The organism is Kribbella sp. (assembly GCF_035687465.1).
Taxonomy (GTDB): domain Bacteria; phylum Actinomycetota; class Actinomycetes; order Propionibacteriales; family Kribbellaceae; genus Kribbella.
In genome coordinates this window covers 1-8,192 of the sequence record NZ_DASRXP010000400.1, presented here as the reverse complement: position 1 = coordinate 8,192, position 8,192 = coordinate 1, and the positions used below count along the sequence as shown (strand labels likewise).

Below are 8,192 nucleotides of genomic sequence, written 5' to 3'. Positions count from 1 at the left end.
ACGTACCGCTGGAAGTACCACTGGCTCTGCTCGCGCGCCGTCGGCTTCTCCAGCGCCACGATCCGTGCACCGCGCGGGTTGAGGTGCTCCATGAACCGCTTGATCGTGCCGCCCTTGCCGGCCGCGTCCCGGCCCTCGAACACGATCACCACTTTCTGCTTGGAGCGCTTCACCCAGTACTGCAGCTTGAGCAGCTCGATCTGGAGCAGCCGCTTGTCCCGGTCGTAGATCTCCCGGGGCAGGCGTTCGGCGTACGGGAAACCCTCCCGCCAGGTGTCGACCGGCGTACCGTCGGCGCGCAGCAGGACCGGATCGTCGTCCTCTTCGTCCAGAACGCGGAAGCCGAGCTCGTGGACCAGATCAGGGGTGCTCATAACGCCCTAGGCTCGCTCCCCCAGACCGGCCGACGGTGAACACCGCCCGACTCCCCGATGAACAAGCCACGCCCAGGCCGACTCAGCTGGGCAGGCGCCGGACCTTGACCGTGGCGTCCGTTCGGGTCGTCGGCTTTCCGTCGGGTCCGTCCTGCTCCCGCTCGTGTTCAGTGCTCACGAGCACCTCCCATTCCCCGTCGGCGAGTTCGAGGTCGGCGATCACCTCGGCAGGCGTCGGGAAGTGGACATCCGCGTGGTCGGCGTGATGCCAGGCGCCGAAGTCCAGATGGCCCTCGATCAGCAGGATGCCGCCCGGCGCGACGGCGGCCGCCGCAGTACGGAGGATCTCTTCGCGGGGCAGGTTGCCCGTCGAGTGCAGGAACTGCGCGGACACCAGGTCGTAGCTCCCGTCGGGGAACGACTTGCCGAGTTCGTGCTGCTGCCAGTCGATGCGATCCGCCACTCCGGCGGCGGCAGCGTGCTCTGCCGCTCGCCCGAGCGCGACCGACGAGACGTCGACCGCCGTCACCTGCCAGCCCCGCTGGGCCAGCCAGATCGCGTCCCCGCCTTCACCGGAGCCGAGATCCAGCGCCCGCCCGGGCTCCAGCTCAGCCGCCTCCTGCACCAGTACTACGTTCGGCCGGCCGCTCCAGATCTGGCCACTCTCGGCGTACCTGGCATTCCACATCTCCTCAGCGGAGAGATTCTCAGTCGTCATACTCCGATCCTCCAACGAGCGACCACTCCCGGCAAGAAGCGTTGCCGTTCCGGCAAACCCTGATCTCACCGCGTGGCGGCCTACCGCAGCAGCAGGGTCCGTTCGAGCAGGGCCCAGGTTGTGGTGGTCAACAGGTAGAGACCGGCAGCCAGTGGGATGAAGGCTGCGGTGGCGAGGGTTCCGAAGGGCAGCAGCCGGGCGAGACGTCGCGCCATCGGCGACGCTGAATCGTCCAGTTGACGCACCTGCCGGCGGGACGAGAAGTAGGCGACGATCACCAGCAGTACTCCGAGGCCGAGGTACGCCGGGGTCGACGCGAACAGTGGCCAGTGGATGCCGAGCGGTGCACCGAAGATCGTCCCCGCCAGCAACTGGTTCGCCTCCCCCGCGACAACCGCGGTCGAGAACAGGCTGTACATCACCCAGAAGAACGGAATCTGGGCGAGCATCGGCAGGCATCCTGCCAGCAAGGTCGTGCCGGACTCGGACTGCAGTTTGGCGACCTCACGCTGGACCCGTTCGGGGTCCTTGCCGTGCCGCTCGTTGATCTTGCGGATCTCCGGCATCAGCACCGCACGCGAGCGCTCTCCGCGGATCGCGGCGAGGCTGAGTGGGAGGAGCAGGAGGCGGACGGCGATCGTACAGATCACGATCGCCACGGCAGCGGCGTACAGGCCGGTGAGGGGTTCGATGGTCGTCGCGATCCAGCTGACCAGGTGATAGGCGCCGTTGACGGGTGCGTCGAGAAAAGAAGGCATGGCGAAGCTCCACGAGTGAGAAGGAATGGGTAGCGAGAGGGACTGCCAGAACTGGCAGTCGGGCTACCTTCCGGGTGCTCGTGGACGCGGCCGGCCGGCGGCGTCGGGATCGCGGAGGACGAGATAGGCGGTACGGCGGGAGTTCGCCCGGGTGGCGCTGGCCCGCGCGGGCAACGGCGACGACAGCGGACGCTGCGCCGCAGTACGGGAGACCTGGAGCACCGCGAACAGAACGGCCGCCGCCGTGAGAACGGCGGCGGCCAGCAGACCGGAGTCAGGACCGAGGACAGGCATCGCCAGCGCCCACACGCCGGCGAGTGCCTTGTCCATCATCGGTCCATCATGACAGCTGATCAGTCCAGGTAGTCGCGCAGCACCTGGGAGCGTGACGGGTGCCGCAGCTTCGACATCGTCTTCGACTCGATCTGGCGGATCCGCTCGCGGGTCACGCCGTAGACCTTGCCGATCTCGTCCAGCGTCTTCGGCTGGCCGTCGGTCAGACCGAAGCGCATCGAGACCACGCCGGCCTCACGCTCGGACAGCGTGTCCAGTACGGCGTGCAGTTGCTCCTGCAGCAGGGTGAACGACACGGCCTCGGCCGGCACGATCGCCTCGGAGTCCTCGATCAGGTCGCCGAACTCGGAGTCGCCGTCCTCACCCAGCGGAGTGTGCAGGGAGATCGGCTCGCGGCCGTACTTCTGCACCTCGATGACCTTCTCCGGGGTCATGTCGAGCTCCTTGGCGAGCTCTTCCGGAGTGGGCTCGCGGCCCAGGTCCTGCAGCATCTGGCGCTGCACGCGGGCCAGCTTGTTGATCACCTCGACCATGTGCACCGGGATGCGGATGGTGCGGGCCTGGTCGGCCATTGCGCGGGTGATCGCCTGCCGGATCCACCAGGTGGCATAGGTGGAGAACTTGTAGCCCTTGGTGTAGTCGAACTTCTCGACCGCACGGATCAGGCCCAGATTCCCTTCCTGGATCAGGTCCAGGAAGAGCATGCCGCGGCCGGTGTAGCGCTTGGCCAGCGAGACGACGAGTCGCAGGTTGGCCTCGAGGAGGTGGTTCTTGGCGCGGCGGCCGTCCTCCGAGATCCACTCGTACTCGTCCTTGACCTTCTCCTTGAGCTTGGTCTCGGCGTCGCCGATCTGCTCCTCGGCGAACAGGCCGGCCTCGATCCGCTTGGCGAGCTCGACCTCCTGCTCCGCGTTCAGCAGCGGAACCTTGCCGATCTGCTTCAGATAGTCCTTGACCGGGTCAGCGGTGGCACCGGCGACCATCACCTGCTGCTCGGGCTCGTCGGTCTCGTCGGCCTCGGAGACGATGAAGCCCTGGTCCTCGGTGAGCTCCTTCTCCAGCGGCTTCACCGCGTCCGGCGAGAAGTCGGACTCGTCGACTTCGTCCAGGGCGCGGGGCTTCCCGGTCTTCGGGTCGATCGCCAGACCAGCCTCGGACACGGCCTTCTTCGCCGGCGCCTTCTTGGCGGCGGCCTTCTTCGCGGGAATACCGTCCTCCTTGGTGGGCGCAGCAGCGGCTTTCTTGGCCGCCGGGGCGACCTTCTTCACTGCCGCCTTCTTGGCGGCAGGCTCGGACACTCTCGCGCTGGTCCTCGGAGCCGTGCTGCGGGCAGTGGCGGCGACGGCCCGGGCGGACTCGGCGGGAAGATTCTCGGACGAGCTGGACGACACGAATTACCTCTCGTCTGACGCAGGGTTTCTGTACGGCGGTACGACGGTGCGGTGGAGCTGTCTTGCCTGAAGTTTTGCGGCTGCTCGCTGGTCAGGCGGCGGCAACACTCCATTGTAATCCGCGGCCCAAGCCCTAGCGCCCCGCGACCCCCTGAACGGCGTGCCATCTCCGGGCCGGCACGCCTGCGCGCACCGGCTCCGGACCTGTCACTTCAACGCTCAACTGTTCCTGGTCTGCCGCAAGGGCCGTGCCACCACTCGCTGCTTCTCGACCTGTTGCTCCTGCTTGAACTGCCTCACCTTCACCAGTGACGCCACGTCGATCACGTCCGCGACGGACTTGTACGCGCCGTCCTCACCATACGGTTCGGACGCCTCGCGCCAGCCACGCGGGCGGACCTTGAGCTGCTTGCCGAGCAGCGCGACGAAGATCTTCGCCTTCTGCGCGCCGAAGCCCGGCAGGGCGGACAGCCTGGCCAGCAGGTCGTCCCCGGACTTGACATCGGACCAGACGGCCGAAGCGTTACCGCCGTACTCCTCGTCCAGGTGTTTGGCCAGCGTCTGGATCCGGGCCGCCATCGCGGTCGGGAACCGGTGGATCGCCGGCGGTCCGGCCACCACCTCGACGAAGCCGTCCGGGTCGTAGCCGGCCACAGTGGACGGATCGAACGGACCCTCCATCCGTTTGGCGATCGCGACCGGTCCGGCGAACGCGCGCTCCATCGGGATCTGCTGGTCGAGCAGCATGCCCACCAGCAGGGCGAACGCGTCTCTGCTCAGCATCTCGTCGGCGTCGGGCTGCTGTGCGAGGCACAGCTTCTTGCTGCGAGTCGAAGTCACCTCAGTCCTCCTCCCCTTCAGACAACTCAGGCTCGGCCTTCACGGCCAGCACCGGACACGGAGCATCGAGCAGCACCCGCTGGGCGTTGCTGCCGAGGATGAGCTTGCCCACCGGGGACCGGCGCCTCAGGCCGATCACGATGAATTCCGCATGGACTTGCTCGGCGACGGCCACCAGGTCCTCCGCCGGATCGAGTCCACGAACCAGTTGCCGCACCTCGTACGGCACCCCGGTCGGGTCGAGCTGCTCCCGTACCTCCGTCAACGCGGCATCACTCGCCGCCGCCTCGTCGCTGTCGAAGCTGCGCCCGCCCCGGTGGGAGTTCACCACCACCAGTTTGGCGTCGCGAAGCTCCGCCTCCTCTGCCGCCCGCCTGAGCGCTGCGCGCCCTTCGGCCTTCGGCACATAACCCACGACGATGGTCGTCATCGACTTGCCTCACCTCCGGGTGTCACTGTCGACCCGTTCCGAACGATACTGCCCTGAACCGGCGTCGGCATCTGTGGAAAAGCACCACCTGTGTCGCGACCGTGACCGTTAGGCAGTTGTGTCCGCAACACCGGCCGGGCGAGCCGTGAGCAGCCACTTCGGTTCACGACTGCATACCCCGGCAGCCGCTGTCTAACCTTCCGTTGGGCCACACCTTGACAGTGCTTTGACCCGACACGCCAGTACGCCGGTGCCGCGGGCTCCAAGCACCGCAGGGATCCCGCCATGTTGCCCTCGGCAAGGGCCAGCGGGTTCCGCGGGGCTGACCCAGGTTCCGGCCTTGTCCTACGTTGTCTCCGGATTCGGGGTCGGCCGGAGTGACCGACTTACGCGGTTCAGTCGATCGGCCATTCGTGCACGGGAGTGTTGTCGTGCATGTGGTCGCGGTAGCGCCTCAGCATCCCGCGCAGCGCGTCGCGGCGACCGTGGGATCCCTTTGTATACAGTCGGTGGAACTCATCGGCCTGCCACGAGGCACCGTTGCGATGCGTCAGGCAGCGCTGCTCGATGATGCCCAGCAGCCGGTCCCGGACCTGCGGTGCCACGCCCCACTCGTCGAGTCCTCGTGATGCCAGCGGCAACAGCCGGCGCAGTACCAGCTCGGTGGCGCGGGCGGTGCCGACGCCTGGCCAGAACACCTCGGCGTCGATGCCCTGGCGGGCCGCTTCGTGGAAGTTCTCCTCGGCCGCGCTGAACGACATCTGCGACCAGATCGGCCGTTCGTCATCGGCCAGCGCGCGGACCAGACCGAAGTAGAAGGCGCCGTTGGCCATCGTGTCGACCACGGTCGGGCCGGCCGGCAGGACCCGGTTCTCGACGCGCAGATGCGGCTTCTCCCGGACAACGTCGTACACGGGCCGGTTCCAGCGATAGATCGTCCCGTTGTGCAGCCGAAGCTCCGAAAGTGCTGGCGTGTCACCACGGTCCAGGATGGCGATCGGATCCTCGTTGGAGGTGACCGGAAGCAGGGCCGGGTAGTAGCGCGAGTTCTCTTCGAAGAGGTCGAAGATCGAGGTGATCCAGCGTTCACCGAACCACACCCGGGGCCGGACGCCCTGCGTCTTCAGCTCGTGCGTGCGGGTGTCGGCGGCCTGCTCGAACAACGCGATCCGGGTCTCCCGCATCAGTTCCTTGCCGAACAGGAACGGCGAGTTCGCGCCGATCGCGAGCTGCACGCCGGAGATCGCCTGGGCCGCGTTCCAGTACCGCGGGAACGCCTCCGGGGTCACCTGCAGATGGAACTGCGTCGACGTACAGGCGGCTTCGGGCACGATGCTGTCGGCGGTGACCTGGAGCCGTTCGATCCCGTCGATGGCGATCTGCACGTCCTCGCCGCGGGCCTGGAAGATCTGGTCGTTCAGCAACGCGTAGCGCGGGTTGGTGCTGAGCGCCTCGCGGTGGATGTGCTCGGTCAGCAGGGTGGGCAGGATGCCGACGATCACCATCGACGAGCCGGTCCGGGACGCCTTCTCCTCGGCCGCGTTCAGGCTGTCGCGGATGGACGACTCCATCCGGTCCAGGCCGTCACCGTCGATCTGGCCCGGCGGCACGTTGATCTCGATGTTGAACTGGCCGAGCTCGGTCTGGAACGCGTCGTCCTCGATCGCGCTCAGCACCTCGGAGTTCTTGAACGCCGGGTCGCAGTGCTCGTCGACCAGGTTCAGCTCGATCTCGATCCCCGTCATCGGCCGCTCGGCGTCGAAACGCGCCTCCCGCAGCATCCGCGCGAACGCGTCCAGATTGCGATGGACCTGGTTGCGGAACGCGGTCCGGTCCGCCCGGGTGAATTCGACCCGGTCGACTTCCTCGCCCATCTGCGCCTCCCGTATCGAGCAGCTGTCCTGCGCTGTCCCCCGGTACCTGGCCTCAGTCTGCCTGAACCGCGCCCTGAGTGTGAGATGTCTCGCGCGTGGGTGTTTCGACCGGGTAGACGATGAAGTGGTCCCGCACGATCCGCCGGGGCTCCGGTCCCGCCTCGGAGAGCACTTCCGCGAGTTCTGTCAGTACTGCGGGATCCAGCTGCAACTCGTGTTCGCCGGGATGCCGGTCGGCTCCCAGGTCGAAGTCCACGCCCGGCTGCCGCGTCATCTCGATGTGGGTCCCCAGCACCAGTTCGACAGGATTGCCCGCGGCAACGAACCCGGCGAGCCGCTCGACACTCTGCCGGAAGGCGGGCCAGTCGAACACGTACAGCCGGCCCGGATACAGGGAGTCCCCCGTCAGCAGCAACCTGGTCTCACGGTCGTAGAAGGCCACGTGCGCCGGGTGGTGGCCGGGGATCGGGATGACGTCGAGGACGCGCTCCCCCAGGTCGAACTGCACGAGCTGCTCCGGCCAGGAGGTGATCCCGAAGTACTCGGCGACGTCCGCCGCGGATCTCCCCACCACCGCGTCGAACTGCGCGTCACCGCCGACGTGGTCACCGTGACCGTGCGTGTGCGCGACCACCAGTTCCAGGTCGCGGCCCTCGAGCAGTTCGTCCACCACCGCGCGAAGGTCGGTGTGCCCGGTGCCGGTGTCCAGCAAGAGAGCGCGTTCCGAGCCGAGCAACAGGTAGATGAACGGGCCCTCGAAGTTGGTCCGCAGCGACTGCCGGATGATCGCCGTTCGCTCGTCGTACCAGTGCACGTGGTGATCGGGACCGTCCGTCGTACCGTCGTCCCACTGCCGCGGAAAGCTCGCCATGCCCGGATCCTGCCCGACGATGTCTGTTCTCCCGAGGCCGGGTGCGGTCGGTGCGCGGAATTGTCGGTGCGGGCGGGGAGACTGTCGGGGTGCGTGCCGACCCGTCGATCCTGCATGTCGACCTGGACGCGTTCTTCGCGGCCGTCGAACAGCGGGACAAGCCCTCCCTGCGTGGCAAACCTGTCGTCGTGGGTGGGATCGGGCTGCGCGGAGTCGTGTCCACCGCGTCGTACGAAGCCCGCAAGTATGGAGTGCGGTCCGCCATGTCCACTGCCGAGGCGCGATCCCGCTGCCCGCACGCGGCGTACCTGGGGCCGCGTTTCGACGTCTACCGGAAGACGAGCGAGGCGGTGATGGCGCAGATGCGGGCGCTGTCGCCACTGATCGAGCCGCTCTCGGTGGACGAGGCGTTCGTGGATCTCACTGCGGCCGGGCTGAGCAACCTCACCGTCGAGGACGTGCAGGCGATCGCCGAGGAGCTGAAGGCGTCGATCACGGAGGTCAGCGGCGGCTTGACCGCATCGGTCGGCGCCGGCACCTCCAAGCTGATCGCGAAGATCGCCAGCGACCTCGACAAGCCCGACGGGGTGGTCGTCGTTCCGGCGGGTACCGAGGCGGACTTCCTCGCGCCGATGCAGGTGA

At 67.5% G+C, this 8,192-nt stretch carries 10 protein-coding genes; 1 reads left to right on the top strand and 9 read right to left on the bottom strand.

Annotated elements, in window-relative coordinates; all coding sequences use genetic code 11:
- The 9 genes from VFG33_RS20835 to VFG33_RS20795 form a co-directional block, all read right to left on the bottom strand.
- Window positions 1–374 (bottom strand): polyphosphate kinase 2 family protein (locus tag VFG33_RS20835; RefSeq protein WP_524538142.1); only part of this gene is annotated, 374 nt, incomplete at its 3' end.
- Window positions 375–456: 82 nt separating this feature from the next.
- Complete coding sequence (locus VFG33_RS20830) at window positions 457–1,092, bottom strand: class I SAM-dependent methyltransferase (RefSeq protein WP_325054582.1); 636 nt, start codon at window positions 1,090–1,092, stop codon at window positions 457–459.
- 80 nt (window positions 1,093–1,172) lie between these two features.
- Window positions 1,173–1,850, bottom strand: a complete 678-nt coding sequence (locus VFG33_RS20825; RefSeq protein WP_325054581.1) for a YidC/Oxa1 family membrane protein insertase — start codon at window positions 1,848–1,850, stop codon at window positions 1,173–1,175.
- Between the two features lie 63 nt (window positions 1,851–1,913).
- Window positions 1,914–2,183, bottom strand: a complete 270-nt coding sequence (locus VFG33_RS20820; RefSeq protein ID WP_325054580.1) for a DUF6412 domain-containing protein — start codon at window positions 2,181–2,183, stop codon at window positions 1,914–1,916.
- A 20-nt stretch (window positions 2,184–2,203) separates the two neighbouring features.
- On the bottom strand, window positions 2,204–3,535 hold the full coding sequence (locus tag VFG33_RS20815; protein ID WP_325054579.1) for an RNA polymerase sigma factor: 1,332 nt from the start codon (window positions 3,533–3,535) through the stop codon (window positions 2,204–2,206).
- Between the two features lie 219 nt (window positions 3,536–3,754).
- Entirely contained in the window at window positions 3,755–4,375 is a 621-nt protein-coding gene (locus tag VFG33_RS20810; RefSeq protein WP_325054578.1) for an HhH-GPD-type base excision DNA repair protein, read from the bottom strand.
- 1 nt (window position 4,376) lies between these two features.
- Window positions 4,377–4,805: a universal stress protein gene (locus VFG33_RS20805; RefSeq protein WP_325054577.1), complete on the bottom strand. Its 429-nt coding sequence runs from the start codon at window positions 4,803–4,805 to the stop codon at window positions 4,377–4,379.
- A gap of 395 nt (window positions 4,806–5,200) precedes the next feature.
- Entirely contained in the window at window positions 5,201–6,679 is a 1,479-nt protein-coding gene (locus tag VFG33_RS20800; protein ID WP_325054576.1) for a glutamate-cysteine ligase family protein, read from the bottom strand.
- A 52-nt stretch (window positions 6,680–6,731) separates the two neighbouring features.
- Complete coding sequence (locus tag VFG33_RS20795; protein ID WP_325054575.1) at window positions 6,732–7,550, bottom strand: MBL fold metallo-hydrolase; 819 nt, start codon at window positions 7,548–7,550, stop codon at window positions 6,732–6,734.
- 89 nt (window positions 7,551–7,639) lie between these two features.
- On the opposite strand from VFG33_RS20795, the gene VFG33_RS20790 reads away from it, so the two are divergent.
- Window positions 7,640–8,192: Y-family DNA polymerase (locus VFG33_RS20790; protein WP_524538141.1), on the top strand; the 553-nt coding region annotated here is incomplete at its 3' end.